The following is a 25514-nucleotide window of genomic DNA, read 5'->3' on the forward strand; positions in this document are numbered from 1 at the left end:
CGGCAGGCGCGCGCGATGCGGCGCTTACTGGCTGATCGCGAGGATGACGGCGATCACCGCCACCGCGAGCCCTTGATACTTGATGCGGGCGAACATCGCGCGGTTCTGCATCAGCTGCATTTCCTTGACGTTTTCGCCATCGCCCGATTCCAGGTCGATCTTGGTCGTCTTGAGGAAAGCCACGATGCCGCGCACCAGCGAAAAGACCACCAGCGCCATGAGCACGAGCAGCACAAGGATAAGAAGAGCCGTCATGCCGCCAATCTAGGCCTTCGACAGCGAGATACCAACCGGAAATCTATGCAACCGCAATTGCTCTGCAAGCAACAGCCCGTCTTCGCCCGCCATGCGCCGGTCGGCGAGCGAAGCGCTGTCGCGCCGCTTGGCGAGCTTTTCGCCGCTTTCGTCGAGCAGCAGCGCATGGTGGTGCCAGGTCGGCACCGGCAGGTCGAGCAGCGCCTGCAGCAAGCGGTGGATATGCGTAGCGGCGAAGAGATCCTTGCCGCGGGTGACCAGCGTCACCCCGTCGGCCGCATCGTCGAGCGTGGCGGCAAGGTGATAGCTCGCAGGCTCGTCCTTGCGCACCAGCACGACGTCGCCGAACGCGCCCGGATTGGCCAGGATGGTCCCGGCAAGCTCGTCTTCCCACACAAGCTCGCCGACCTGCGCGATCGCATCTTCCATATCGAGCCGCCACGCCGCGGGCCGCGCGGGATCGAGCGGCTTGCCCTTGCAGGTGCCGGGATAGACCGGCCCGTCGGGCCCGATGCGCGGGCTGAGCGCAGCGATTTCCTTGCGCGTGCAGGTGCAGGGATAGAGCAGCCCAGCATCGCGCAGGCGCTGCGCCGCCGCTTCATAACTCGCCAGCCGGGTCGATTGCGCGGGCACTTCTTCCCATTCGAGCCCGAGCCACGCGAGATCGCGGCGAAACTCATCCGCCAGTTCAGGGCGGCTGCGCGCGCCATCGATATCCTCGATCCTGAGCAGGAAGCGCCCGCCCCGCGCCTTCGCAAGGTCATGCGCCACGATCGCGGAGAAAGCATGGCCCAGATGCAGCATGCCATTGGGGCTGGGGGCGAATCGCGTAACGATCATGCTTGACTGGGAATCCCGCTTTTCCGGCGCCTTCGTCAAACCATGCTTGTGGAAAGACATTTTGTCACGGGGTTGACGCTTTAGCCCGCAAATGATTCTTTCGCATCAATCAGGGAGGAACGCGAGCAGTGTTCAGAACCGATCTGATCGAGAAGGCAGCGCGCTTTCGCAATGCGGACGAGGACCCGACGCGCAATCTGTCGGCGTGCCCCTCGCTCGTGCTCAATGCGGATTACACGCCGCTGTCCTATTACCCGCTGAGCCTGTGGCCGTGGCAGACCGCGATCAAGGCGGTGTTCCTTGACCGGGTAGACATCGTCGCGAGCTATGACCGCGAAGTGCACTCGCCTTCGCTCGACATGAAGATCCCCAGCGTGATCGCGCTGCGGCAATATGTGAAGCAGAGCGAGTTTCCCGCTTTCACCCGCTTCAACCTGTTCCTGCGCGACAGTTTCCAGTGCCAATATTGCGGCAGCCACGATCATTTGACCTTCGACCATGTGATCCCGCGGCGGCTGGGCGGGCGCACGACGTGGGAGAACATCGTCACTGCCTGCGCGCCGTGCAACATGAAGAAGGGCGGGCGCACGCCGGGCCAGGCGCAGATGCATCTCTATGAGAAGCCGATCCGGCCGACGAGCTGGCACTTGCAGCAGCGCGGGCGGCTGTTCCCGCCGAACTACCTCCACGAAACCTGGCGCGACTATCTCTACTGGGACATCGAACTGGAAGAGTGAGGCGGCTAGCTGTTTAACACCCTTCTGCCTTCTTCGGTCCAATGCGCGGTAGGCCCGGGTGATGTAATCAGTCCTGCCTCGTGCAAAGCTTCGAATGCGAGCTCACCAGCCGTCATGGAACAGTTGTAGAGGCTACCATCGCGCTCTTCGAGATATTGTGCCACCATCCACACGAGGGCTGTCAGTGCCTTCCCCGGCATATGCGTTTCCTTGATTCAGAAGGCTCTAGGTCACCGCGGCGCGTTCCCTGAATTCCGGCCTTTTCCATTCGTCCATATGGAGCACTTCGCGCAAATGCCCTGCCGCTTCGGCCATGTCCTCGAACCGCAGATAGGCGGGCGCGAAGCCCAGCCGCAAAATGTCCGGATCGCGGAAGTCGCCGATCACCCCGCGCGCGATCAGCGCCTGGCAGATCGCGTATGCCTCGGGATGGCGGAAGGACAGCTGGCTGCCGCGCGCATTGCCGTCGATCGGGCTGGCGAGTTCGATATCGAGGCCCCATTCGCCGAGGCAATGGAGCAAGAATGCGGATAGCGCCTGCGATTTGGCATAGAGCCGCCTGACACCGATCTCGGCGATCAAATCCACCCCCACCTCGAGCGCGGCGAGCCCGAGGATCGGCGAAGTGCCGCATTGCAGCCGGTCGATCCCCTCTGCCGGGGCAAAATCGTCCGAGAAAGCGAATGGCGCGGCATGGCCGAACCAGCCCGTCAGCGGCTGGTGGAGCGCGGCGTGGTGCCGCTCGGCGGCGAAAGCATAGGCCGGAGCTCCCGGCCCGCCGTTCAAATATTTGTATCCGCAGCCGACCGCGAAATCTGCGTTCGCCGCATTGAGGTCGACCGGCAGCGCGCCACAGCTATGCGACAGGTCCCACAGCACCAGCGCGCCTGCCGCATGCGCAGCCTTGGTGAGTTCGGCCATGTTGTGCAGCGCGCCGGTCTTGTAATGGACATGGGTGAGCATCAGCAGGGCGACATCGCCATCAAGCGCATCGATCAAACTGTCGCGATCCGCCAGCCGGCGGGTCGCCAGCCCCTGCCGTTCAAGCCCCGCGATCATGTAGAGATCGGTCGGGAAATTGCCGGGTTCGCTCAGGATCACCTTGCGCGCCCCTTGCCCCTCGCGCTGCATGTCGAGCGCGGCGGCGATCAGTTTGAACAGGTTCACGCTGGTGCTGTCAGCGGCGACGACTTCATGTGGCTGCGCGCCGATCAGCGGCGCGATCTTGCCGCCGACGCGGCGAGCGGCGCCGATCCAGTCGGCGCTATTCCATGAACGGATCAGCCCTTCGCCCCATTCGCCGCGGATCACCTGCTCCAGCCGCGCCGGAGTCGCGGCGGGCAGCGCGCCGAGCGAATTGCCGTCGAGATAGATCACGCCTTCGGGCAGCTCGAAAAGCCCGCGGAAAGCGCTGAGCGGATCGGCGGCGTCAAGTTCGCGCGCGCGGGCGATCATGGCGTCACGCATCGGGCAGCTCCCGCAGGATGGCGCGCACCGGCGAGGCGTCGCCCCGCTCGATCGCGAGCGGCAAGGCGATCAGTTCGTATTGGCCGGCGGGAACATCGTCGAGCACCAGCCCTTCGAGCACGCGCATATCCGCTGCAAGCACCGCCAAATGCGCTTCCATCGCCTTTGAATCCTGCGGATCGAGCGAAGGGCCGTCCATCCCGATCAGGATCACGCCGGCATCGGCCAGCGCGCGGATGGTCGCAGGCGCGATGGCGGTGTGCTGCGCATCCCACGCCTCATGCGGAAAGCGGTCATAGGTGCGGAACAGCACCCGCCGCGTACCCGCGAGGTCGGGCAGGTGGCCAGGCTCGACCAGCGCCCCGCAATTGCGCGCGTCGACCACAAGGCAGGGGCCGAGATAGGGCTCGAGCGCAACCGAAGCGATGTCGGGCGCATCGGCGGCGTAATGCAGCGGCGCATCGGCATGCGCGCCCGAATGGGTCGACAGGGTGAGCGCCGAGACATTGACCGGCGACCCCTCGCCCATCTGCCAGGTGCCCACTTGCGCGAAAGCGGTGTCGCCCGGCCACACCGGCAGATCCGGGCGCAGCACTTGCGAGATGTCCCGGATGCGCCGCCCCGCCATCAGATCGCGGTCCTGACGCTCAGCAATTCGGGGAAGAATGCCTGCTTCAGCACGCCGGCGAGATAGGGCACGCCCGGTGTCCCCCCAGTGCCGCGCTTGAAGCCGATGATGCGCTCGACCGTTTTCAGATGGCCGAAGCGCCAGCGCTGGAAGTGGTATTCGAGATCGACCAGCTTTTCGGCGAGCTCGTAAAGGTCCCAATGTTCCTGCGGGGCGCGGTAAATCTCCGCCCAGGCGTCCTCGACGCTTTGCGAATGCGCGTAAGGCGCTTCGATGTCGCGATCGAGCACGGCATCGTCGATCGTGAAGCCCCGCCGTGCGAGCAGGCGCACCGTCTCGTCATAAATGCTGGGGCTCGCCGCTTCGCTGGCCAGCATGGCGGCCGCCTCGGGCAGGCGTTCGTGCAGGCTGATCATGTCCGGATTCCGGCCGCCCAGCATGAATTCCATCATGCGATATTGCCACGACTGGAAGCCGGAGGAATTGCCCAGATGCGGGCGGATGGTGGAATAGTCGTGCGGAGTCATGGTGCTGAGCACGTCCCAGCTCTGGATCAGCTGCCCCTGCGCGCGTGCGACCCGCGACAGCATCTTGAAGGCCGGGCGCAGATTGTCCGCCGCGATGTGTCGCCGCGCTTCGGTCAATTCGTGCAGGCACAGCTTGAGCCACAGCTCGCTCGCCTGGTGGACGATGATGAACAGCATCTCGTCATGCGCGCCCGAAGCGGGGTGCTGCGCCGCAAGCACGCGATCGAGATCGAGATAGCTGGTGTAGGTAACGTCGGTTTTCGCCATGAGCCGGGCTCTAGCGCGAGATTGTCACAAATGAAACTAGCCGTCGATCATCCGCGTAGCGGGATGGTGCTTGTCGAGATGGCGCTTGATGATCTTGAGGTTCATCGTGTTCGACCGGAACAAGAAGTCCGCCGCGTCGCCCACTACGGGCACCAGCCCGAGCGCCGTGTCCAATGCCACATTCGCGCCCATGCGCCACAGCTTCCAGCGGGGCATGTCGAGGTTGCGCGCTTCCCACACGAGATAGGCGCCCATCACCGTGGTCACGACATCGCCCAGCACGGGGACGAGGCCCACCACGGCGTCGAGCCCGACCGGATAGTTGATTCCGGGGATGCGAAAGCTGCGTTCCAGCAGCATTTCGAGCGCTTCGACCCTTTGCCGGACCGATTGCGGATCGCTGCCCATCGGCACGACGAAACCCATCGGGCGGGGGCGCTGGTCATCGGGCATTCCTGTCTCCTCCGCCCTTATCTGGTCGGCCCGACCAGCGGAAACAAGGGATGCATGCCCCAAACGTTGGCTTCGAAACCCGAGATGTCTCCGCGCACAAGCGACCACCGCACCGGTGCGCCCAGCGGGATATAGACATTGGCCGAAGCCAGTTCGCGATTGGCCGCATCGAGCAATTGCGCCTTGGCCACCGGATCGGTCTCGGTCACCGAAAGCGCGACGAGCCGGTCTGCCTCGGACGAGCAAAGCCCCACCCGCAATCCGCAATTGAGCTGGTTGAGATACCAGCGCGGCGATTCATAGCGCGCCAGCCGGTCGAACAGTTCGAGATCGGCGGCATCGCCGGGCTTCGCCTGCACCGCAGTGACCCCCACAAGGCCGAAATCGCCCGCGACCTGCGCGAACAGGCGGTCGCTGCCCGGACCGGATGGCATGGCGATCCGCACCACCGCATCCTTGCCCTGCGCCGCTTCCCACGCCCGCACCCTCCCGCGCGCGATCTCGCGCCTCTGCTGCATCGACAGGCTTTCCCAGCGCTCCACCTGCGGCCCCGAATTGCCGAACATGCCGACGGGAACGACCCAGGTCGAGCTTTGCCATCCACCGATATTGAGCGGCTGCATCAGCCCGTCGCGGTCGATCGACATCGCCAATGCCTCACGCCGCGCCGGATCGGCCACGAAACCGTCATTGCTGCGCACAAGCAGGCCGAACAGGCCGCGCGCGCCATCGATCCGCACGGCTCCGCGGCTGAGCGGCCCGGTATCGGCCAGCGGCAGGCTGTCGATCTGGCCGTTGAGGACAAGGTCGACCTCCCCGCCTCTGAAGGCTTCGACCGCCGCCCTTGCCGGAAGCGCGCGCAGGATCAGCGGGCGGACCAGGTCTTCCCAATTCTCGCGCGCAGGCAAGCCGCGCCGTTCGGGCGGCAGCGCCGCGAGGCTGGCCACGCCCGACTCTTCGTCGAAGGTCAGGCTCATCGGCCCCGCACCGGCATCATTGCGCGCGACGCCCAGCTCGGGCTGGGCCAGCAAGCGCAGGAAATCCGGCATCGGGCTGGTCAGCCTGATCTCGATGACGCGCCCGGTCATGGCGCGGATTTCGGAGACTTTGCCAAGGTCGAGTCCGAGCGATGTGCCGCGCAACTCGCGTATGCTTTCCCGCAGCGACTGGCGCACGTCATTGGCGCCGATCGTGCGCCCGTCCGGCCAGTCGCTGTTCCGCAGGCGGAAGATATAGCTCAGCCCGTCATCGGTAATGATCCAGCGTTCCGCGAGCGCGGGAACGACCTGCCCCGTCTCGTCGAGCCCGACCAGCCCTTCAGTCGTCGCAGCACGCAAATGTTGCCCGGCAGGCGACAGGCGGACGCCTTCCTCGGTCAGGCTGCCGGGATCGCCGATGATCGCGACTTGCACCGGCCCGTCGGGGCCTGAGGGGCCGCAACCGGCGAGCAGCACAAACAGCAGGCAGGAGAACAAGAATCGCATCGCATACCGACTAGCAGCTTGCGCGCCGCCGGTCAGCGTCGATCAGTCCAATGCCATGAAAAGCCGTTCAGGCGAGCAGTTCGACCTCGTCATCGAAGGCCACGCCAAAGCGCGGCTCCTGCACCCAAACCACGGTGCCGGCGACGGAACCGACTTCAGGCAAGTCGATCGTGAGCCTTGTTCCGCTCGAAACGTGGAGCGCGCCTTCGCCCATCAGGCCGCGCGCCGAAAGATTGCGTACCTTGATGCGGTGCTGTGCGGGATCGCGGCCGATTTGCACATCGGCCAGATGAACGACGTCCTGGCGTTCGAGACTGCGTCGCTGGAGCCCAGTCATTGTTCGTCCTACCCTCGCGATAGCCGTTAACCACCCGTAGCCCGGGAATATCGGTATTGCGAGCGAGGATTAGCCGCCGAGTGCTAAGGAACCTTTAACCTCCTTCGGCAGCAGGGGCTCAATCGTCGCGCGAAATCTTCTCGCGGCGCTCGTGCGCTTCCTGCGCTTCGACGGTCATCGTTGCGACCGGGCGGGCGATCAGGCGCCGCAATCCGATCGGATCGCCAGTGACTTCGCAATAGCCATATTCGCCCGCGTCGATCCGGCGCAGCGCCGAATCGATCTTGGAGATCAGCTTGCGCTGGCGATCGCGCGTGCGCAATTCGATGCCCCAATCGGTCTCGCTCGAAGCGCGATCGTTGAGATCGGGCTCGCGGATCGGGCCGTCCTGCAATGCGTGGAGGGTCTGGTCGGCAGCGTGGTGGATCGAGCGCTTCCATTCGAGCAGGAGCATGCGGAAATAATTCTGCTGCTTCTCGTTCATATAGGGCTCGTCCTCGCTGGGCGTGTAGTCCGGCCCCAGGATTCGCTTGGCCTTTTCAAGAATATCAATTTCTTCAGATGCCGCAGTGGCCATGTATGCCTCTCAACCCAGTCAGACCCAATCAGACTGTTCCAAGTCCTGCTGCCCCGGTTTTCCGGTAGCGAGGGAGCGCCCTCTGCGCGGGCCTATAGGCTTGGGCCTTGGCACGCACAAGCCGTTTCCCGAGGCCCACCAATAAAGCCTGAGGATTAATGCCTGGCGAACGCAAATCGTGGCCTGCGCTGGCGTCAAAACGAAAAAGTTGATGGCCGCGTTAACCAATTGTTGACCATGTTCTGGCGAATTCACCTTGTAGCGGACAGGCGGGGGCCAGGTCCGCCGAACAGGGGACCGAACATGGAACTGAAACCGATCGACGGAATGGCGGCGAAAGAGTTGAAGCCGACCGAAGCCAACCGCATCATCGCGCAATGCCTTGCCGCAGCGTCGCAAGGCGAAATTGCCGCCTATTTCGATCTTGGCGTTGCCTTTTCGACCGGCATCCACGGCGTCGATTGCGACCTTGTGGAAGCGCACAAGTGGTTCAACCTTGCCGCATCGAAGGGGCATGAAGAAGCTGCTTACTGCCGCGCCGACATCTCCGAAGAGATGACTGCACGCGAAATCGCCGAAGCCCAGCGCCAGGCGCGCGAATGGCTGGCGAGCGAGCGTCGCCGCGCAGCCTAAGCCTTCCTGAAGGGAGTGCGCTGGTCGAGGTAGTTCTGATCCAGCGCGACGCCCGCGCGCTCGCGTTCGAGAAAATCGGCCACGGCAGCGCGGAAACCCGGATCGGCGATCCAGTGCGCCGACCACGTGCTGACCGGCTCATAACCGCGGGCGAGCTTGTGTCCGCCCTGCGCGCCCGCCTCGACCCGCTTCAACCCGCGCTCGATCGCCAGCTCGATCGCCTGGTAATAGCACAGCTCGAAATGCAGGAAGCGCTTGTCGAGCGTGCAGCCCCAATAGCGCCCGTAGAGCGCTTCATCGCCGATGAAATTGAGCGCACCTGCAATCGGCTCCCCTTCCATCAGCGCCAGGATCATGACGATCCGATCGGCCATCCGTTCGCCCAGCAGCGTGAAGGCGTCGCGCGTCAGATAGGGGCGGCCCCATTTCCGCGCGCCGGTGTCCTGGTAGAAAATCCAGAACGCATCCCAATGTTCGGGGCGAATATCGTCGCCTGACAATCGCAGGATCTCGACGCCTTTCTGCGCCGCCGCGCGTTCCTTGCGCAGCGTCCGGCGCTTGCGCGAGGCCAAGGCGCCAAGGAAATCGTCGAAGCTGGAATAGCCGCGGTTTTCCCAGTGGAACTGGATGTCGCTGCGCATCAGCCAGCCGGCATCCTCGAAGAAGCGCCGCTGCCCCTCTTCGATGAAGGTCGCATGCGCGGAAGACAGCCCGCTTTGCTCGCACACCGTCTCGGCCGCCTTGAGCAGGTGCGGGGCGAGGCTTTCGTCGCGCATCAAAAGGCGCGGTCCGTTGGCCGGAGTGAAGGGTGCGGCGATCTGCAGCTTGGGATAGTAACGCCCGCCCGCGCGGTGCCATGCATCGGCCCATGAATGGTCGAACACATATTCGCCCTGGCTGTGGCCCTTGGCATAGCTGGGCATGGCGGCGAGCAATTGCCCTTCGGCATCGGTGATGACGATCGGCACCGGGTCCCAGCCCGTGCCCTCGCCCACGCTGCCGGAATCCTCCAGCGCGGTCAGGAATTCATGGCTGACGAAGGGATTGCGATTGCCGCCGAGCGCGTTCCACTCCTCCGCGCCAAAGGAACCCACCGAAGGGGCAATGCTGACGGTGAGTTCTTCCGAACTCATGCCAGGCCATCTCCCTCCGCAATCAAGGCATCGGTGTTCGCCAGTGCGCGGGCGCGCGTTTCGGGCGAATTGACCGTCCATGTCAGGATCGGGAGGCCACGCTGGCGCAGCCCCGCAACCCAGCGGCTGGGCAGCGCGGCGATGTGATAGGCGAGGAAATCGGGCTTCGCGATCCACAGCGCCAGCCGCCGCTGCCATGCCTGCTGCGTATGGCCGTGCTCGTCTTCGCGCATCACCAGCCCGGCGCAGGTCTGCGGCGAGTGGTGGCGGAACCAGCGCGCCACGCGCGGGTCGAAGCTCATCACGGCATGGTGGCCCGAATAGTCGCGCAAATGATCGGCAACGACCTCGCAGGTCCGCGCGACATTATAGCCGCGCTTCGACTTGATCTCGATCAGCAGCGGGACGCGCCCGGCCACGGCATTGAGCAATTGGTCGAGCGTGGCGGGCCTCTCCTTGCTGCCGAGGTAATGGAGCTGCTGTAGTTCGGCCGCCGTGAGGCCATGCGTTTCGCCTTCGATGCCGGTCAGCCGCTTGAGGTCCCAATCGTGGAACACCATCGGGCGATCGTCGAGGCTGCGCTGGATATCGCATTCGATCCCCAGCCCGGCTTCGACCGCCAGCCGCGCGCCTTGCAGCGAGTTTTCCGGAACGGACCCGCCTTCTTTGGCCCCATGCAGCCCCCGATGGGCATATTCCCATTCGGTGAGCCACGATGGGGCGTGCCGCTTAGTCACCTTTGATCGCGACCACCGCATCGACTTCGACCGCGACGCCCAGCGGCAGCGCCGAAACGCCGACTGCGGCGCGCGCATGCTTGCCTGCCTCGCCGAAGACTTCGAGCATCAGGTCGGAAGCGCCGTTCACCACCTTGGGCTGGTCGGTGAAATCGGGCGTCGAATTGACGAACCCGCCGAGCTTCACCACCCGCTCGACCCGGTCGAGCGAGCCGAGCGCCGCCTTGAGCTGAGCCAGGATCATCAGGCCGCAACCGCGCGCGGCCTTGATCCCATCCTCAAGCGACATGTCTTCGCCCAGCCGGCCATTGATGCGCTCTCCATCAATCATCGACACCTGGCCGGAGACAAATGCCAGCCCGTTGTGGATCACCACTGGGACATAGCTTGCAACCGGGGCTGCCGCCTGCGGCAGAGTGATGCCCAGTTCCTGCAGGCGCGTTTCGATACTCATCTTGGATCCCTTTCCAGTTCTTCGAGCAGCCAAGGCAGCGCCTCGGCCCAATTGTCTATCCGCGCATGGGCGTGGCCCGCTTCGTGCGCGCAATCGATATGTCCGGCAATCATAGGTTCGCCGCACAGGTGCAGGCGGCTGACGCCCGGCACGATTTCCGAAACCGATTTGTGATGCTGCGCGAGGTCGTCGATGAAGATCGCCTTGGACGGCGCGAACTCTTCGACGATCGCTTTCAGCGCGGGGCCCTTCGGACCCTCGTTGGTGAAGACACGGGCATGCACGCCATAGGCGGCAAGCTGCTGCGCGCGCCGTTCCTGCCGCTCGTCATTGAGGTTGGTGAGGATCACGACATCGGCATCTTCCGCCAGCCGGTTGATCCCCGCGACAGCGCCCTCGATCGGCAGCTGGCGGTGCATTTCGGTGTCGAAGAAGCCGCCCAGCATGCGCCAGATATCGTGCTGCTCCAGCGGCTCGCCGGTCGATTGCCAACGCATCGCCGTGCCGAAATTATTGCCCTGGAGCTTGAAGGTAACGCCCTGGCTTTCTTCCAGCCATTCCTTGAAATGCGCCACCATGTGCAGCAGCACTTCGTCGCAATCGCTGATTACAAGCGGCCTGCTCATCGTGCCAACTCCTGCGCCGCGCCGACCAGTTCTTCGGGCGTGACCGCCAGCGCTTCGGCGCAGCGCAGCAGGTCGGGCTCATGGTTGGCGAGGAATTCCATCACCGCGCCAAGCACAGAAACATCGCCCAGCCCGGCCCGGAGCGTCTCGGGATCGAGCCCCGTCAGCGAAAGAAAACGCTCGGCGCGATCGCTATCTTCCAGGATCCAGCCAAGCGCCGCCAGCGCCAGCACCTGGGGTTCGGCAGAAGTCTCACTGGGGGATGAAGCTATCATGTGAATTGTCAGCGGCCTTTCAGCTCGACTATCTGGGGATGAAGACAAGGGAGCGCCAGAGGGCAGTGGCAAAGAGAATCCTGGTTGTCGAGGATAACGACCTCAACCGGAAACTGTTCTGCGATGTTTTGCGTGCCAACGGCTTCGAAGTCGAGCCGCTGGCCGATGGCGCACGCGCGCTCGATACCGCGCGCCAGCTTTCGCCCGACCTGATCATCATGGATATCCAGCTGCCGCATGTTTCGGGGGTCGAGCTGATCGAGCAGGCGAAGCGCGACCTGCACTTGCAGGCGATCCCGGTGCTGGCAGTCACCGCCTATGCCGCCAAGGGCGACGAAGAGAAGATTCGCGCCGCCGGGGCGGCGGGCTACCTCGCCAAGCCGGTCTCGATCATGCCCTTCATGAACGCCGTGAGGGAGCTGTTGCCCGATTGAACTGGAGCCCGCCCGATCCCACCGCTATGAGCGAGGACGCTTGACAAGCGCGCGGAAGAGCCGCTTTTCCGCCGCAACCGCATGGCACATGCCGCGCGACAGATTCTAAGGAAGGTTTTCCCCGCATGGACCGCGCCGAAGTCGATACCACGATCCGCTCGCTGATCGATCCCTTCAACAAGAAGGGTGTCGAGATCACGGATGCGACGAGTTTTGCCAACGATCTCGAATTCGACAGCCTGACGGTGATGGATTTCGTCGCCGAGATCGAAGACGCGTTCGACATCATCATCAGCATGAACCAGCAGGCCGAGATCGAGAATTTCGGCCAGCTGATCGATGCCGTCACCAAGCTGCAGGGCTAATGATGGCAGACGGTCTGGCCACGGGAGACCTCTTCTCCAAGTTCGACGAGCTTATCGCCATGCGCGAGGGCCTGCTGGCTGGCGGGCAGGAAGATCCCTTCAGCCTGGTGATGGAAAAGGTGCTTTCGCCCACGCAGGCGATCTGCAACGGGCGCGACACGATCCTGCTCGGCACCTACAATTACATGGGCATGACCTTCGACGATGACGTGATCGCCGCGGGCAAGCAGGCCTATGACGAGTTCGGCGCCGGCACCACCGGCAGCCGCGTGCTCAACGGCACATTCTACCATCACCGCGATGTCGAGAATGCGCTGAAGGAATTCTACGCCATGGATCACGCCATGGTGTTTTCGACCGGCTACCAGGCCAATCTCGGCATCATCAGCACCATCGCCGGCAAGGGCGACTACATCATCCTCGATATCGACAGCCACGCCAGCATCTGGGACGGCTGCAAGATGGGCGATGCCGAGGTGGTGCCGTTCAAGCACAATGACCTCGATGCGCTGGAAAAGCGCTTGCGCCGCGTGCCCGAAGGCGCGGGCAAGCTGGTGGTGCTCGAAGGCGTCTATTCGATGCTGGGCGACATCGCGCCGCTCAAGGAAATGGTCTCCATCGCCAAGAAATACGGCGCGATGGTGCTGGTCGACGAAGCGCATTCGATGGGCTTCATCGGCGAGCATGGCCGCGGCGTGTGCGAGGCAGCGGGCGTCATCGACGATTGCGATTTCATCATCGGCACCTTCTCGAAGAGCGTCGGCACGGTCGGCGGTTTCTGCGTGTCAAACCATCCCAAGTTCGAGATCATGCGGCTGGTGTGCCGCCCCTATGTCTTCACCGCGGCGTTGCCGCCTGCCGTGATGGCCTCGAGCGCCACTTCGATCCGCAAGCTCATGCACAATGGCAACAAGCGGGCGCATCTGTGGGAGAATTCGCGCACGCTGCATTCGGGGCTTCGCGCGCTCGGCTTCCAGCTTGGCACCGACGAACCGCAGAGCGCGATCATTGCCGTGGTCATGCCCGATCTCGAGCGCGGCGCCGCAATGTGGGAAGCGCTGCTGAAGGAAGGGCTTTACGTCAATCTTGCGCGCCCGCCGGCGACCCCTGCGAACATGACGCTGCTGCGCTGTTCGCTTTGCGCCGAGCATTCGTCCGAGCAGGTGCAGACCATCCTCGGCATGTTCGAACGCGCGGGCAAGGCGGTCGGCATCATCTGATCGCGGGGGCGGCCGGTTACGGCACGCCCCTTGCCGTCAGCGCGATCAGGCGCCCTCGCCAGCCATCGCGCCGTCGATTGCGGTTTCGGCGAACTCCTTGTTCTCCGGGAAGATCGGCCACAGCAATTGCTGGCCCAGCGTGGCCGGCGCGAGGTTTTCGACGCCGTAGCTGCGCGGATAGAGGCGGGTGATCCTGGCGGTGCCGAACAGCACATCCCAGAAGAACAAAAGGTTCCCGTAGTTGCCCTTATAGTGGACCGCGGGGTCGTCCGCATGGCGGCCATGGTGGGCATGATGCGTGGCGGGGGTCGAGATGGTCCGTTCGACCACCCACATGACCGGCGAGAGCCACTTGATGCGATAGAGCGGCTTGTCCCAGGCAACGTCGGAATGCGCGCCGATGATCACCGCCATCTTGACCACGAGATAGCCAGCGTAAACCCAGCCGAGCCCCATGTAGAGCAGCGCCCCGGCAAACCACAATCCGGGCATCATCGCGTAATATATGATGTTGTTCCGGTAGACGAGGCGCACGCTCATGTAGCGGGCATCGTGATGCGCGCGGTGAAGGTTGTAGAGCCAGGCGAAACTGTGGCTCGCGCGGTGCCACCAATATTGGGTCATGTCGTCGAGGATCAGGAACAGCAGTATCGCAGCGAACACGTTCAGGCCCGCCAGCGCGCCCTGCAGGCCGGGAGCGATCAGGCCCATCAGCGCCGCCGAAGCAAAAACAATCGCCGGCTGGGTAAATCCGATCAAGACGATCATGCTGACGCCTTCGACGATCCCGTCGTCGCGCGTCTGTTCGTCCTTCGCGAACAGGTTCGAACGCCACAGTTCGAGCAGCGCAAATCCGATATAGATTCCGAGAACCGCAATCATGTAGCCGGGCATAATCCTCTCCTTTGACGACCCTGCCGATACCAGCTAATCACACGCCAGAATGTCTAATATTTTACATTTTGCCGAGAGATCGCTTGCGACCCCGCTGCTGTTCTCGACGCTCGGCGCGCAAGTGCAGGACGAGTTGCGCCGCAGCGCGAGCAGGCACCGCTTTGCCGAAGGCGGGATCATCCAGCAGCGCGGCGACGAAGCGCGCGGCTTCTGGCTGATCGAGCGAGGCTCGGTCGCGGTCGGCCAGTTCCTGCCCGATGGCGAGTTCCGCGCAACCGCCGTGCTGGGGGTCGGCGATTCGTGGGGCGAGATCGCCATGTTCGCGCATCGGCCGCGCGTGGTCGATGCGGTGGCGCGCACACCGAGCGAGCTCGCCTTCATCCGCGCCGACCATTTCGAGAGATTGCTGGCGCGCGATCCGGCGGAAATGCGCAGCCTGCTCGGCGCGCTTTCAGCCCATCTGCAGGACATGGTCGATCTGGTTACGGGAATCCGCCAGGGCAGCGCACAGCGCCGCATCGCCGGACTGCTGGCCAATTTCGCCCGGACCACCCCTGCCCCGGTAGCGGTGGCGATCACGCAGCAAGAATTGGGCGAATTGCTCGGCCTCTCGCGCGCGACCGTGAACAGTGCCTTGCGCGAGCTCGAAGCGGCAGGATGCGTCTCGCGCTCCTATGGCAGGATCGTGATCGACCAGCCCGACCGGCTAACGATGCTCTCGCTGGCGGACTAAGGCGCGGAAGCCGCCGCGCAGGTCGCTTCGGGCGTTTCACCCTCATCGCTGGCGAGCTGCGTCAGCGCCACGAAGCCGCCCACAACCAGCACCACGAACAGCGTGGTGACTGTGCCGAGATATTCGTCGATGACACGCTTGATCGGCGCACCGAACACGCGGAACAGGATCCCCACGGTCATGAAAATCAGTGCGCGGCCGGCCAGGCTGGCGAGGATGAAGGGCACCAGCGCCATTTCCATGAAGCCCGCCGTGATCGTCAGCAGCTTGAACGGCACAGGCGTGGCCGCAGCAAAGATCACCGCCGCAACACCATATTCCTCGAAAGTGCATTGTGCCGCGGGGAAGCTCGCGGCGAGCCCCAGCATTTCGAGCATTTGCTTGCCGACCGTGTCGTAAAGCCCCCAGCCGATCGCATAGCCGAACAGCGCGCCCGCAACCGACGACAGCGTGGCGATCGCCGCAAAGCGCACCGCCTTCTTCGGTTCGGCCAAGCACATCAGGCCCAGCAGCGGGTGCGGCGGAATCGGGAAGAAGCTCGCTTCGACGAAGCAGAAGAACGCCAGCCAGCCCTGCGCATGCGGATGCGCGGCCTTTTCCATCGTCCAATTGTAGAGACCGCGCAGCGGCTTCATGATCATGAGGAAAGCGATCCCTTTGAAGATGTGCGGGGATTAGGGCAGGCGGGACATGGAGGCAAGCAAAGACAAATAACCTATTTGGCACTTTTTTATTGACATCGCCACGCTATTTGGTTAGAGAAAGGCGATTGTGTACTTTACAAACCCAAAGCTAAGTGCTAGATAATGCTCACTAACGGAGCATATCACCATGTCGGTTCTTTCTTCCCCGTACTTTCACGACGAAGCCAAGGCTTACGAGTACCTTGAGGGCATCGTGTGGGCCAACGGCGTGACCTGTCCGCACTGCGGTACGGTCAATGGCCGCGTGTATGATCTGTCCGGAGTTCGCTCCAAAGCCAGCAAGAAGAACCCCGAAGGCAAGGTGCGCCACGGCCTCAAGAAGTGTGGCGAGTGCCGTAAGCAGTTCACCGTCAAGGTTGGCACCGTCTTTGAACATGCCCGCATCCCGCTTCACAAGATGCTCCAGGCCGTTCACCTGATGGTGTCGAGCAAGAAGGGCATTAGCGCCCATCAGCTGCACCGCGTTCTCGAAATCCAGTACAAGAGCGCGTGGTTCCTTGCCCACCGTATCCGCGAGGCCATGCGTTCCGGCGATCTGGCACAGCCCTTCGGTTCGAACGGCGGCGCGGTTGAAGTTGACGAGACCTACATTGGCTTCAAGCGCGACGTTCCCACCCGTCGCGGTACCGCTCACAAGCACGGCGTTGTCGCACTGGTTGACCGTGAGAGCGGCCAGAGCAAGTGGTTCAAGATCGACGGTGCCCGCGCCGACGACATCCATCCGATCGTACTCAACAACATCAGCCGCGAAGCCCGCCTAATGACGGACGAGGCCAAGATGTACCGCAAGATTGGCCGCGAGTTTCGCGAGCACGGCACCACTACCCACGCCCGTATGGAGTACGTGAACCCGCTAGACCGCACCATCCATACCAATACCGTCGAAGGTGCATTCTCGATCTTCAAGCGCGGCATGCGCGGTGTGTACCAGCACTGCCAAGAGCACCACCTGCACCGCTACCTTGCCGAGTACGAGTTCCGCTATAATAACCGCGAAGCAAACGGCATTGACGACCGTATGCGCTCGGTTGCTGCGGTGAAGGGTATCGTCGGCAAGCGGCTGACCTACGCAAGGCCTGACGAAATCGCCTAAGCCGCCCCGCCAACTTTGGCTGCCGGGGCTGGAACCCCGACGTCGTGGCCGTTGGAAACCAAAACGGTCAAAAATGGGGGATTCACAAAGAAAGGCAGGGGTGCTATGGACACCCCTGCCAGTTTGGATCGAACTTACTTATTGGCCCACATCGAGGCCACCGTCCCCTGCTCGGGATTGGTGGCCTCTCTCATTTAGCCCCTACCGCCACCGCGAGCATGTGAACGGCATGAGCGACCCTTCTGTTGGTCATATCGCACCTCGCATTTCGCCGGGCTGATTCCCGACCCTCGCAAGGCCTATGTGATTCGCCCGCGCCGGTCAAGCAGCAATCACCCTTGTAAACTGCCAACCTGTGGATAGCGGATGTATTGACATTTCTTCGGTGATTGCACATTTACGTGTGCAGTTAGAAGGATTCGCTATGAGTACACGGATGCGTAGCCCGAACTTTCCGGGTATTTCACTTGATAGGGCGGTGAATGCCGTCGAGCAGATTTTCAACAACAACCGGCAGGCCGTCATAATGCGGGAGGATGCCGCAAAGGATCTTGGCTACTCCGGCCTGACGGGCCGCTCGATGAAAATTCTTGGCGCGCTTAACCAATACAATCTTATTGAGAATGTGCAGAAGGGCCAGTTGCGTGTCACGGACTTGGCGAAGGATATCCTTCACGGCTATCCAGAGGATGTGCGTGTTGCCGCATTGCATACTGCGGGGAACTCCCCCGCCCTTTTTAATTCGATTTATGATCGGTTTGACGGCGACATTCCTGGAGAGAACGCCGTCCGCTCATTTCTTATGCAAAGCGGGTTCACAAATCAGGGCGTAGAGAAGGCGCTGGACAGCTTCCTCGCTACAAACCGCTACCTTGAGATAAAGAGTGCTGCGAAAAGTTATCGTAGTGACGCCGAAAGCGAGCCAGAATCACCCCCTGAAATCGACAAGCAGGAGAGTGAACCCATGCAAGCCACCATGACGCGCCCCAGTCGGGAGGAGACACCAGCACTCGCGCGGCATACGGGCGGACTAGACTTCAACCTGACTAAGACTGGGTTGAGCCTTATGGGTTCAACCAATAGCAAAGCAGAACTGCTGGACTTCGCTGAAAAGCTAACGGTACTTGCGGGCCTGTTGCCAGAGAGCGAAAAGGCCTCTGATGGCTGACAAGAGAAAACCCCAAATCGACAAGTTCAAAGAAGCCGCGCGCGAACTTGAGTGCGACAACGACGAACAGCGCTTCAAGGAACGGCTTAGCCGGTTGGTGAAGCGACCTGCGAGGGAGCGCTCCGATGAGCGATGACAAGAAATACGACGAAGCCTTTGGCGTTGATCTTCCCATCGAAGCGGCACGAAAGCAATTCGCCAATGACATGCGTGAGGAGCTTGAAGAGAGCGGAGCGGACTTCACTGAATTGGTACCAGATGGGACGATCGAGATTGTCCCGTTTAAGGGAACCGATATCAGGCGCATTTGCCAGAACGGGGAATGGCTCTTTTCAATTGTGGATGTGATTGAGGCGGTCACGGAGAGTGAGCGACCAAGCAAATATTGGTCTGACTTGAAGGCTAAAATGGTGAAGAATGAGGGATTTGGAGATATTTCCGATAATATCGGAAATATCCCTTTACCCCTTTCGGACGGTCGAATGCGTGGCACTGATGTGGCGAACGCGGAAGTGCTGTTTCGCATTATTCAATCTGTACCGTCTCCAAAGGCTGAGCCGATCAAGCGTTGGCTCGCCAAGGTCGCTTATGAACGCATCCAGGAAACCCAAGATCCCGAACTGGCGATCAAACGGGCAATTCTCACATACCAGCTTCAGGGGCGAACCGATGAATGGATCGAGCGACGAATCCGCTCGATTGTTGCTCGCAACGAACTAACCCGTGAATGGCAAAAGCGCGGCGTCAAGGATAGCAAAGACTTCGCTATGCTGACTAACATCATTTCCGAGGAAACCTTCGGAATGGGGGTGCAGAGGCACAAGAAGTTGAAGGGTTTGAGTAGTCAGAATCTCCGTGATCATATGACCGACCTTGAACTCATTCTGACGATGCTGGGTGAAACATCCACAACAACGATTGCGCGCCAACGCGATGCACAGGGACTTTACCAGAACGCCAGTGCTGCACGCTCCGGTGGGAGCATTGCTGGGGGTGCTCGTAAGCAAATTGAACTGGAAACCGGACAGAAGGTCACATCATCAGAAAATTTTCTTGGCTCTCGAAAGCGCACAGCCGATCCAGTGCTTTTGACTGAGGGTGGTCGCAAACTACCAGAGACAATGGATGATGTAATTGAGGACCAACAGATACTCAAAATCTCGATTGCTCTCGGAATGTCATATGACGAGCTGAACGGCCAAGAGTGGACGATTGACGCCGATGTCGGCAACGATGACACGATTTACGGGTACGTTGTCACGCTGGGCAATGGCGAAACCAAATACCTGTCACCTGCGGACGTAGAGTAAGCTTTCCTACTCATCACCAGATCGGTTAGCGCGACTCATGGATGATCGCGACCGAAGCAACCTGCACAATTACATGGCCGGTTGCGTAGCCTTCCCGCTGATCGCGTACGGTGTTGTGAGGATGCTGTTCCACCTGCTTTGACCCGTGGGTTTGTAAACTGCACAATCGCCTCGGGAAAACATGCTGGCGGTCTATGCCGATTCGAGCTGGCTGTTCGCCACACCGACACAAGGAATGCAAATCTTCGACAAGGCAGCAGGGCAGCTAACGATTTTCGACGGAAGCTGGAACATCGCCACAGCACCTGCGACGCCCCAAGGCGGAGCGTCAATCGACGCGGAAGCCCGCCTCGCAATCGGCGAAATCATCGCGGCGCTCAAGTCCGCAAGAATCCTCCCGGAGTAACCCCGCAGAATTCCCGCAAGCCGCGCAGATCATTGGCCGGGCCGTGCTTGATTGTCGGCAAATTGTTCGGCGCCTGCCATAGCGACTAAAATGCAACAGTTATCGAAGATTGCATGCTTGCCACGACTTCGGCGAAAGGATAGAAACCCCGTCAAATCCTGCAGTTCGCAAGAAAGAAGGGGAAAGTAAAAATGCGCAAATTGGTCATGGGACTGGCGCTGGCATCGACTGCGCTTGCCACGCCCGCTCTCGCCCGTGACGGCCAATGGTACATTGGCGTCGATGGCGGTGCGATGATCGTAGAGGACACCGACGTTAACAGTGGCGATGCCACTGTCGAGCACGACAACGGTTACGACTTCGGTGGCGTCATCGGTCACGATTTCGGCGCGTTCCGTCTCGAATCGGAAGTGAGCTACCGCGAAGCACAGCTTAAGAGGATCTCGATCGGATCCGACTCGTTCCTTGCCAACGGCAAGGGCAATGCGCTCAGCTTCATGCTCAACGGCCTGTTCGACTTCGGTCCGGACGATGGCGTACAGGCCTTCCTCGGTGGCGGTATCGGCGTGGCTCGCGTCGATTTGTCGAACACGCTCAATGAAGCTGGTTCGGGCTACCCCGGTCTCTACGACGATTCGGACACCGGTCTTGCCTGGCAGCTGCTCGCTGGCCTGCGCGCTCCGCTCAGCGGCAATTGGGACGTTGGCGTGAAGTATCGTTACTTCAATGCACCGAACGTCAACATCATCGCCAATGACGGCGGCGACGTGAAGGGCGATTTCAAGTCGCACTCGCTGATGGGCTCGCTGATCTACAATTTCGGCGCTGAAGCTCCGCCGCCTCCGCCTCCGCCGCCGCCGCCTCCGCCGCCTCCGCCGCCTCCGCCTCCGCCTCCGCCGCCGCCGCCGCCGCCTCCGGCTCCGGTGTGCAACACGGGCCCGTACATCGTCTTCTTCAACTGGGACGAATCGGACATCACCCCGGAAGCGGCAACTGTGCTGGACAATGCGGTTACGGCTTACGCTGACTGCGGCACGGCAAGCATCATGCTCGCCGGTCACACCGACCGTTCGGGCACTGTGACCTACAACATGGGTCTCGCTGGTCGTCGCAACGCTTCGGTTCGCGAATACCTCACTGGCCGCGGTATCCCCGATGCACGCATCTCCAGCGAAGCGTTCGGCGAATCGCAGCCGCGCGTTCCGACTGAAGACGGTGTCCGCGAACTCCAGAACCGCCGGGTCGAAGTGACCTACGGTCCGGGTTCGGGCATGTAATCTTCGGTTACATCGAACCAGAAAATGATAAGGGGCCGGAGCTTTCCGGCCCCTTATTCGTTGAGGGCCAAGGATCCCGATACGGAGGCTTCCTATGAACAGACCCGTCGCTGCATTGCTGCTTGGCTCTTTCCTTGTCACCGGCTGCGCCACCACTGCGGTGCCGCCCACAGTGATCGTCGCAAACGGCAGCCTGATCCGCGCAGACGGCCAACAAGCGGGTCGTGCCGAACTGCTCCAGGAGGGCGATCGCCTCTACTTGCGCCTGGCAGGAAGCAGCTTCGATGCAGGCACCCGCGCGCTTCATCTTCACCAACAGGGCAAATGCGACGGGCCAGATTTCACTTCAGCTGGCGGGCACCTTAACCCGTTCGGCAAGACGCACGGCAAGCTTAGCGAGATGGGCCAGCACCTCGGCGATCTTCCCAACCTCGAGATTCTCGCGACAGGGTCATTCGACGTGACTGTCGAACTCGAGGGAGACGCGATCAGCACCCTGCCGCAGATTCTCGATGCCGACGGCACTGTCGTAATGATTCACGCCGGGCCGGATGACTACAAGACCGATCCCTCGGGCGCGGCCGGACCGCGGATTGCCTGCGCGGTGCTCTCGCCGACGTCCTGACTAGTCGAAAAAGATTTCAGTCAAACGCGCGTTTCGCCAGCAGCCTTTGCGCGAGCGATCAGGCTGTCACTCGCTGCGGGCACAAGGCGGATGGCCGCGAAGATCAGGGCGAAGCCGATCGGTGTGATCCACAGGGTTGTGATCACCCCCTTCGAAAGATCCCCATCGTTGATCGATGACACATAGCCCGCGAGATAGGGCCCCAATGCAAGGCCGACCAGCGTCGTGGCCAGGAAGAAGGTCGCGGTTGCGACGCCGCGCATGCGCGGAAGCACCAGCGACTGGCTGGTCGCTGCAGCCGCGCCAAGCGCCGAAGCGGTCAGCAATTGCGCTACGAAGGCAAGGATGAAGAACAGCACCATGTCATCGGTCGTGAAGAGCCAATAGGCCACCGGAACCGGTGCGAGCAGGCCGAACATCAGCACATAAAGGCGCCCCGCCGGATCGCGCTCAAACAGCAAGTCCGCCACGCGGCCACCCAGCGTCACCCCCAGGAAACCGGCCACAGCACTGGGGCCGCCAATCCAGAAGCCCAGGCTGCCCTTGTCGATATCGAAAACGCGTTCGGCATAGGGCGCGGTCCAATAGGCGCTGGCATATGCCATGAAGGCAACCGAACCATAGCCCAGGATCGTGCACAGGAAGGCTGGTGAGCCCCAGGTCAGGCGGAAGGTCGGCAAATCGCGGCTGCGAAGCGCCGTCGCCCAGCAGAAAACGGCGTAATAACCGATCGCGAGCAGCAACCACTGATCGGTGATCGGCTCGACAATCATACCGTTCCCCGAATCAAGCCAGTTTGTAAGCAGGACCGCCATGGTGAGCGCGCCGGCAAGGACGAGCAGGTTCAGCACCAACGCGCCCATACCCCTGCGGGCGGCACCGATGATCGTGAACGGAGGGATCACCGTCAAAAGCTCGGCAACGAAGCCGCGGAACGGTGCGGGATCGTGATGGGTTTCAATGCCGTCCATCACACCGCGCACTGGCTCACGCAGGGTGAGAACCCAAAGCGCAAGCAGCAGCCCGGGAAGGCCGACTGCGATGAAGGCTGCCTGCCACCCCGCCAGGCCGAGCGGCCCGCCGTCAGGATAGGCCGCGTTCCAGCGGTCGACGATCAGCCCGCCGATCAGCAGCGACACGCCACCACCGATGTAGAGGCCGGAGCTGTAGATCGCCAAAGCGGTCGCCCTGAGGCGGGCTGGGAACCAGTCTGAAATGAGCGAATAGGCCGAAGGGCTGGCGGTCGCCTCGCCCACGCCCACGCCGATACGCGCTACGGTGAGTGTTGCCGCATCGCGTGCGAATCCAGAAAACGCCGTCATGGCCGACCAGAGCGAGAGCCCGATCGTCATCAGGCGAACCCGCTTCCAGCTGTCAGCCAGCTTGCCCAGCGGGATGCCGAACAGCGCGTAGAAGATTGCGAAGGCCGTGCCGTAAAGGAAGCCAAGATAGGCGTCATCGACCCCGAGGTCCGCCTTGATGTCATTCGCGAGGATCGAAAGGATCTGGCGGTCGATGAAGTTCAGAACATAGACCAGCACAAGAACGCTAAGCGCATACCAGCTATAGGCCGGAACCCCCTGCGTCGCTTGTTCAGGTGCAACCTGCTGCGTGGCCTCTTCGCTCATGCATCTCCCCCAATTTCTTCCGTGCTTCCAACCGCGTAGCGCGTGCTATCTTCAACGCCCGCTTCGGCAAAACCCTTTTTTCGTAGTCGACAGGAATCGCACAATCCGCAGGCCAGCCCTTCCGGGGTCGGGTCATAGCAGGACCAGCTCCACGAAGGATCGAGTCCCAGCCGCGCACATTCGCGGGCAATATCCGCCTTGGTCATATGCTGGAGCGGCGCGTGGATACGAAACGGATGCCCCTCTACCCCCGCCTTGGTTCCCAGTCGCGCGGTCTCGGCAAAGCTCGCGATGAACTCGGGCCGACAATCTGGATAGCCGGAATAGTCCAGGGCATTCACACCGATGAAAACGTCGCGCGCATGCGCAGCTTCGGTCGCGGCAACCGTCAGCGACAGGAACACAAGATTCCTTGCGGGGACGTAGGTTACAGGGATCGAATCCTCGACACCCGTCTTGGGCACATCGATATCGTCGGTCAGCGCCGAACCTCCGAATGCCCTCAAGTCCAGCCCCAGTTCCACGTGCCGCTCGGCGCCAAGACGCTTTGCTATTGCTCTTGCCGCTTCGAGTTCGCGCCTGTGCCGCTGGCCATAGTCGATCGTCAGCGCATGAAGCGCATGGCCGCGTTCTATCGCAATCGCAGCCGTAACCATCGAATCGAGACCGCCCGACAGCAGGACAACTGCGGGCCCTTTTGAGGTAATTGCGTCGACAGGCATCAGGCTGGCTTAGCGACTGGCCCGACCGATGCAATCAGAACCGCGCTTCAAGCGGCGACTATTTGCAGCTTCCCGTCTGGCGCGCTTCGGCGAGGAACTGGAACGGCAAGCCATTGGCAATGCCCTGGCTCTCGATCTGCACCAGCGTCGCCGTTTCCCGGCGGATATTGGTACGGCCATAGCCATTGCCGCGGCAGGTGTACTGCACCGTCACTTCGATCGCTCCGTCCTCGACGACAAAGCGGCTGCAATTGCGGTCATCGTGCTGGAGCTGGATCAGCTCGTCGCCACTGCGGACACAGATCTTGCGGCTGGGCGCACCGTCGCGGAAGCGGATCGTCCACTCGCCCTTGCTCAGCCCGCCAAGCATGGCGAGCGCATTGGACTGGGCCTGGGCAGGCATGACCAGCGCACCGCCCGCCATTGCGAGCGTCACGAGACCGCCAACCAATCCTGCCTTGCGTCCAATCACCATATTGCCTTTCAAGCCATACCTATGCTGCGCGAGCTTGTATGCTATCGCACCTGCGCGATAAATCGTTGCTGAATAGCGACGAAGCGTTTCAAATGTCGATAATGAACTCGCGCGAGCAGAACGCGCAGTCGACCACGATGTCGCCCGCTTCATTGCGCATGGCGTCGCGCTCATCGTCAGGAAAGCGGCCAAGCACGTCCTTGTAATGCGCCACGGTGCAACGGCAGCCCTTGGTCAGCGCAGCACCCGGATCGACCCTGATCTCGCTTTCCTCATGGAACAGGCGCCACACCAGTGCCTCCATCGAAAGGCCGCCGTCGACCAGTTCGTCATGGCTGAGCGAGCCCGCGAGCACGGCGACATGCTCCCAATCGGGATGGTCGAACCGCGCATGGAGCCGTTCGCGGCCCACCTCGCCTTGTGGCAAGTGCTGCAATAGCAGCCCGCCCGCGACGCAGGACCGGCCCTGCGCCCTGATCCCGACCTTCAGCAGCGTGGGAATCTGCTCGGACTGGAAGAAGTAAGCCTCGCATGCCGCAGCGAGCGAATGCCCCTCCAGCGGCACTACGCCCTGGTAACGCTGGCGATTGCCGGTTTCGAACGTGATTGCCAGGAACCCCTGCCCGAACAATGAAGGCAAAGAAGGGTTGGCGCCAAGTTGCGCCAGCCGGTCGCGATCGAAATCGGCATAGCCGCGCATCTCGCCGCCACGATAATCGCATACCAGCAGGCGGACCGGGCCATCCTGCGTTTGCGCCTGCATGGTGAGCTGCGCCCCGTCTTCCTTGAGCAGCGCGCCCATCAGGGAGGTAAGGACCAGCGCTTCGGCGAGCAAATGCGTCACCGGTGCGGGATAGTCATGTGCGCCCAGTATATCGTCGAGCACAGCGTCAAGCCGCACCGCGCGCCCGCGGGCATCGCGGCCGGGCAGGCTGAAGCCCAGCAAGCGGTCAGCGAATATTTCAGGAGTGTTCGTCATCGCGGTGATATGGGAACGGCGGCGGCAATCGGAAGATGCCGCCACTCATTC

General features: G+C 62.0%; 33 protein-coding genes. 13 read left to right on the top strand and 20 right to left on the bottom strand.

Translation table 11 applies throughout. The features are described from left to right. Window positions 1-24: 24 nt before the first annotated feature. The gene (locus tag ACUJ47_RS08255) at window positions 25-255 is read right to left on the bottom strand and encodes a hypothetical protein (protein ID WP_445537930.1); all 231 of its coding nucleotides are present in this window, start codon (window positions 253-255) and stop codon (window positions 25-27) included. Between the two features lie 9 nt (window positions 256-264). Continuing rightward, complete coding sequence (gluQRS, locus tag ACUJ47_RS08260) at window positions 265-1095, bottom strand: tRNA glutamyl-Q(34) synthetase GluQRS (protein ID WP_445537931.1); 831 nt, start codon at window positions 1093-1095, stop codon at window positions 265-267. A 128-nt stretch (window positions 1096-1223) separates the two neighbouring features. Here gluQRS and ACUJ47_RS08265 point away from each other — a divergent pair, with 128 nt between their 5' ends. Next, window positions 1224-1832: an HNH endonuclease gene (locus ACUJ47_RS08265; protein WP_354143806.1), complete on the top strand. Its 609-nt coding sequence runs from the start codon at window positions 1224-1226 to the stop codon at window positions 1830-1832. A 225-nt stretch (window positions 1833-2057) separates the two neighbouring features. On the opposite strand, the gene kynU is transcribed toward ACUJ47_RS08265, so the two are convergent. The 7 genes from kynU to dksA all read right to left on the bottom strand — a co-directional run bounded on the left by kynU (window position 2058) and on the right by dksA (window position 7572). After that, window positions 2058-3287, bottom strand: a complete 1230-nt coding sequence (gene kynU / locus ACUJ47_RS08270; protein WP_445538879.1) for a kynureninase — start codon at window positions 3285-3287, stop codon at window positions 2058-2060. A gap of 4 nt (window positions 3288-3291) precedes the next feature. Next, a complete protein-coding gene (kynB, locus tag ACUJ47_RS08275) occupies window positions 3292-3927 on the bottom strand; it encodes an arylformamidase (RefSeq protein WP_445537932.1) in 636 nt (211 codons plus the stop codon). Continuing rightward, the gene (locus ACUJ47_RS08280; RefSeq protein WP_445537933.1) at window positions 3927-4721 is read right to left on the bottom strand and encodes a tryptophan 2,3-dioxygenase; all 795 of its coding nucleotides are present in this window, start codon (window positions 4719-4721) and stop codon (window positions 3927-3929) included. Before ACUJ47_RS08280 ends, kynB begins: the two co-directional genes overlap by 1 nt. A gap of 36 nt (window positions 4722-4757) precedes the next feature. Continuing rightward, window positions 4758-5174, bottom strand: a complete 417-nt coding sequence (locus ACUJ47_RS08285) for a DUF4112 domain-containing protein (protein ID WP_445537934.1) — start codon at window positions 5172-5174, stop codon at window positions 4758-4760. 17 nt (window positions 5175-5191) lie between these two features. After that, window positions 5192-6658, bottom strand: a complete 1467-nt coding sequence (locus tag ACUJ47_RS08290; protein WP_445537935.1) for an ABC transporter substrate-binding protein — start codon at window positions 6656-6658, stop codon at window positions 5192-5194. Window positions 6659-6725: 67 nt separating this feature from the next. Further along, the gene (locus tag ACUJ47_RS08295; RefSeq protein WP_445537936.1) at window positions 6726-6995 is read right to left on the bottom strand and encodes a PilZ domain-containing protein; all 270 of its coding nucleotides are present in this window, start codon (window positions 6993-6995) and stop codon (window positions 6726-6728) included. A gap of 118 nt (window positions 6996-7113) precedes the next feature. Beyond that, entirely contained in the window at window positions 7114-7572 is a 459-nt protein-coding gene (gene dksA, locus ACUJ47_RS08300; RefSeq protein WP_445537937.1) for an RNA polymerase-binding protein DksA, read from the bottom strand. Window positions 7573-7875: 303 nt separating this feature from the next. On the opposite strand from dksA, the gene ACUJ47_RS08305 reads away from it, so the two are divergent. Then, window positions 7876-8205, top strand: coding sequence for a hypothetical protein (locus tag ACUJ47_RS08305; RefSeq protein ID WP_445537938.1), 330 nt, complete (start codon window positions 7876-7878; stop codon window positions 8203-8205). Here ACUJ47_RS08305 and ACUJ47_RS08310 read toward each other — a convergent pair. Genes ACUJ47_RS08310 through ACUJ47_RS08330 form a run of 5 tightly spaced genes read right to left on the bottom strand, consistent with a single transcriptional unit; the run spans window position 8202 to window position 11430 of the window. After that, complete coding sequence (locus tag ACUJ47_RS08310) at window positions 8202-9338, bottom strand: GNAT family N-acetyltransferase (RefSeq protein WP_445537939.1); 1137 nt, start codon at window positions 9336-9338, stop codon at window positions 8202-8204. The genes ACUJ47_RS08305 and ACUJ47_RS08310 overlap by 4 nt on opposite strands. Next, complete coding sequence (locus tag ACUJ47_RS08315) at window positions 9335-10075, bottom strand: glycerophosphodiester phosphodiesterase family protein (RefSeq protein ID WP_445537940.1); 741 nt, start codon at window positions 10073-10075, stop codon at window positions 9335-9337. The genes ACUJ47_RS08310 and ACUJ47_RS08315 overlap by 4 nt, the downstream gene beginning before the upstream one ends. Further along, window positions 10068-10529 (bottom strand): RidA family protein, encoded by a 462-nt coding sequence (locus tag ACUJ47_RS08320; RefSeq protein ID WP_445537941.1) that lies wholly within the window; start codon window positions 10527-10529, stop codon window positions 10068-10070. The genes ACUJ47_RS08315 and ACUJ47_RS08320 overlap by 8 nt, the downstream gene beginning before the upstream one ends. Continuing rightward, window positions 10526-11155, bottom strand: a complete 630-nt coding sequence (locus tag ACUJ47_RS08325; RefSeq protein WP_445537942.1) for an HAD family hydrolase — start codon at window positions 11153-11155, stop codon at window positions 10526-10528. The genes ACUJ47_RS08320 and ACUJ47_RS08325 overlap by 4 nt, the downstream gene beginning before the upstream one ends. Continuing rightward, the gene (locus tag ACUJ47_RS08330; RefSeq protein ID WP_445537943.1) at window positions 11152-11430 is read right to left on the bottom strand and encodes a DUF3572 domain-containing protein; all 279 of its coding nucleotides are present in this window, start codon (window positions 11428-11430) and stop codon (window positions 11152-11154) included. The genes ACUJ47_RS08325 and ACUJ47_RS08330 overlap by 4 nt, the downstream gene beginning before the upstream one ends. Before the next feature lie 65 nt (window positions 11431-11495). On the opposite strand from ACUJ47_RS08330, the gene ACUJ47_RS08335 reads away from it, so the two are divergent. From ACUJ47_RS08335 to spt, 3 genes are all read left to right on the top strand, one after another. After that, the gene (locus ACUJ47_RS08335) at window positions 11496-11864 is read left to right on the top strand and encodes a response regulator (RefSeq protein WP_445537944.1); all 369 of its coding nucleotides are present in this window, start codon (window positions 11496-11498) and stop codon (window positions 11862-11864) included. Window positions 11865-11989: 125 nt separating this feature from the next. Further along, window positions 11990-12229 carry an acyl carrier protein gene (locus tag ACUJ47_RS08340; RefSeq protein WP_445537945.1) on the top strand — a complete coding sequence of 80 codons (240 nt, stop codon included), beginning with the start codon at window positions 11990-11992 and terminating at the stop codon, window positions 12227-12229. Then, the gene (gene spt, locus ACUJ47_RS08345) at window positions 12229-13449 is read left to right on the top strand and encodes a serine palmitoyltransferase (protein WP_445537946.1); all 1221 of its coding nucleotides are present in this window, start codon (window positions 12229-12231) and stop codon (window positions 13447-13449) included. The genes ACUJ47_RS08340 and spt overlap by 1 nt, the downstream gene beginning before the upstream one ends. 45 nt (window positions 13450-13494) lie before the next feature. Here spt and ACUJ47_RS08350 read toward each other — a convergent pair whose 3' ends face one another. Further along, window positions 13495-14343: a sterol desaturase family protein gene (locus ACUJ47_RS08350; protein WP_445537947.1), complete on the bottom strand. Its 849-nt coding sequence runs from the start codon at window positions 14341-14343 to the stop codon at window positions 13495-13497. A gap of 49 nt (window positions 14344-14392) precedes the next feature. On the opposite strand from ACUJ47_RS08350, the gene ACUJ47_RS08355 reads away from it, so the two are divergent. Beyond that, window positions 14393-15076: a Crp/Fnr family transcriptional regulator gene (locus tag ACUJ47_RS08355; protein WP_445537948.1), complete on the top strand. Its 684-nt coding sequence runs from the start codon at window positions 14393-14395 to the stop codon at window positions 15074-15076. Here ACUJ47_RS08355 and ACUJ47_RS08360 read toward each other — a convergent pair. Then, window positions 15073-15717 (bottom strand): YqaA family protein, encoded by a 645-nt coding sequence (locus ACUJ47_RS08360; protein WP_445537949.1) that lies wholly within the window; start codon window positions 15715-15717, stop codon window positions 15073-15075. The two genes, ACUJ47_RS08355 and ACUJ47_RS08360, sit on opposite strands and share 4 nt — an antisense overlap. 190 nt (window positions 15718-15907) lie before the next feature. On the opposite strand from ACUJ47_RS08360, the gene ACUJ47_RS08365 reads away from it, so the two are divergent. The 7 genes from ACUJ47_RS08365 (at window position 15908) to ACUJ47_RS08395 (ending at window position 21659) form a co-directional block, all read left to right on the top strand. Beyond that, the gene (locus ACUJ47_RS08365) at window positions 15908-16873 is read left to right on the top strand and encodes an IS1595 family transposase (RefSeq protein WP_445537950.1); all 966 of its coding nucleotides are present in this window, start codon (window positions 15908-15910) and stop codon (window positions 16871-16873) included. Window positions 16874-17297: 424 nt separating this feature from the next. Further along, the gene (locus tag ACUJ47_RS08370) at window positions 17298-18041 is read left to right on the top strand and encodes a hypothetical protein (protein WP_445537951.1); all 744 of its coding nucleotides are present in this window, start codon (window positions 17298-17300) and stop codon (window positions 18039-18041) included. Further along, on the top strand, window positions 18034-18177 hold the full coding sequence (locus tag ACUJ47_RS08375; RefSeq protein ID WP_445537952.1) for a hypothetical protein: 144 nt from the start codon (window positions 18034-18036) through the stop codon (window positions 18175-18177). Before ACUJ47_RS08370 ends, ACUJ47_RS08375 begins: the two co-directional genes overlap by 8 nt. After that, window positions 18167-19351 carry a BRO family protein gene (locus tag ACUJ47_RS08380; protein ID WP_445537953.1) on the top strand — a complete coding sequence of 395 codons (1185 nt, stop codon included), beginning with the start codon at window positions 18167-18169 and terminating at the stop codon, window positions 19349-19351. The genes ACUJ47_RS08375 and ACUJ47_RS08380 overlap by 11 nt, the downstream gene beginning before the upstream one ends. A 181-nt stretch (window positions 19352-19532) precedes the next feature. Further along, entirely contained in the window at window positions 19533-19757 is a 225-nt protein-coding gene (locus ACUJ47_RS08385) for a hypothetical protein (RefSeq protein WP_445537954.1), read from the top strand. 191 nt (window positions 19758-19948) lie between these two features. Next, entirely contained in the window at window positions 19949-21034 is a 1086-nt protein-coding gene (locus ACUJ47_RS08390; protein ID WP_445537955.1) for an OmpA family protein, read from the top strand. 94 nt (window positions 21035-21128) lie between these two features. Beyond that, window positions 21129-21659, top strand: a complete 531-nt coding sequence (locus tag ACUJ47_RS08395) for a superoxide dismutase family protein (protein WP_445537956.1) — start codon at window positions 21129-21131, stop codon at window positions 21657-21659. Between the two features lie 20 nt (window positions 21660-21679). On the opposite strand, the gene ACUJ47_RS08400 is transcribed toward ACUJ47_RS08395, so the two are convergent. The 4 genes from ACUJ47_RS08400 to hslO all read right to left on the bottom strand — a co-directional run bounded on the left by ACUJ47_RS08400 (window position 21680) and on the right by hslO (window position 25463). Further along, a complete protein-coding gene (locus ACUJ47_RS08400; protein ID WP_445537957.1) occupies window positions 21680-23287 on the bottom strand; it encodes an MFS transporter in 1608 nt (535 codons plus the stop codon). After that, window positions 23284-24009 carry a 7-cyano-7-deazaguanine synthase QueC gene (gene queC, locus ACUJ47_RS08405; RefSeq protein ID WP_445537958.1) on the bottom strand — a complete coding sequence of 242 codons (726 nt, stop codon included), beginning with the start codon at window positions 24007-24009 and terminating at the stop codon, window positions 23284-23286. Before queC ends, ACUJ47_RS08400 begins: the two co-directional genes overlap by 4 nt. Window positions 24010-24067: 58 nt before the next feature. After that, window positions 24068-24484 carry a hypothetical protein gene (locus ACUJ47_RS08410; protein WP_445537959.1) on the bottom strand — a complete coding sequence of 139 codons (417 nt, stop codon included), beginning with the start codon at window positions 24482-24484 and terminating at the stop codon, window positions 24068-24070. Between the two features lie 88 nt (window positions 24485-24572). Further along, on the bottom strand, window positions 24573-25463 hold the full coding sequence (hslO, locus tag ACUJ47_RS08415) for an Hsp33 family molecular chaperone HslO (RefSeq protein ID WP_445537960.1): 891 nt from the start codon (window positions 25461-25463) through the stop codon (window positions 24573-24575). Window positions 25464-25514 lie beyond the last annotated feature (51 nt).

Source organism: Altererythrobacter sp. Z27 (assembly GCF_052683155.1).